Genomic DNA, 682 nt, shown 5'->3' on the forward strand with positions numbered 1-682 from the left:
GAGGGGAGGCCAGAGGAAAGCTCTGCCGAACTAGGTGCGATCATCGCTTTAATGCCGTAATCAGCCAAAGCCCAAGGTGCGTGTTCACGAGATGAGCCACAGCCGAAGTTTTCACGCGCAAGTAGGATAGAAGCGCCTTGGTAACGTGGCGCATTCATTACAAACTCAGGGTTTGGCTGCTCGCCTGCATCATCAAGGAAGCGCCAGTCATGGAAAAGATGCTTACCGAAACCTAGGCGAGAAACTTTTTGTAAAAACTGCTTTGGAATGATGGCATCCGTGTCAACGTTGGCGGCATCTAGAGGCACAACCAAACCAGTATGTTGTTTAAAACCTGACATGATTGTTCTCCCTAATCCTGTTTATCAAAAGTTAATTCACGAATGTCAACAAAGTGACCAGCGATAGCTGCCGCGGCTGCCATTGCAGGGCTAACCAAGTGAGTGCGGCCATCACGACCCTGACGGCCTTCAAAGTTACGGTTTGATGTTGATGCACAACGCTCGTGAGGTCCCAAACGGTCATTGTTCATTGCTAAACACATTGAACAGCCTGGTAGACGCCATTCAAAGCCCGCTTCTTTAAAGATGACATCCAAGCCTTCGGCTTCTGCTTGTGCTTTCACCTGTTCTGAGCCCGGGACAATCAATGCTTGAACGTGCGATGCGACCTTACGGCCTTT

2 protein-coding genes are annotated in these 682 nt (G+C 49.7%); both read right to left on the bottom strand.

Translation table 11 applies throughout. The annotated features are described in order from the left end of the window. Nucleotides 1–341 (bottom strand): 3-isopropylmalate dehydratase small subunit (leuD, locus tag R7Z50_RS26760; protein ID WP_318149650.1); only part of this gene is annotated, 341 nt, incomplete at its 3' end. A gap of 11 nt (nucleotides 342–352) precedes the next feature. Continuing rightward, nucleotides 353–682, bottom strand: a 330-nt coding sequence (locus R7Z50_RS26765) for an aconitase family protein (RefSeq protein ID WP_318149651.1), incomplete at its 5' end; no start/stop codon positions are given.

The sequence above is a fragment of the Vibrio sp. 1249-1 genome (assembly GCF_033340495.1).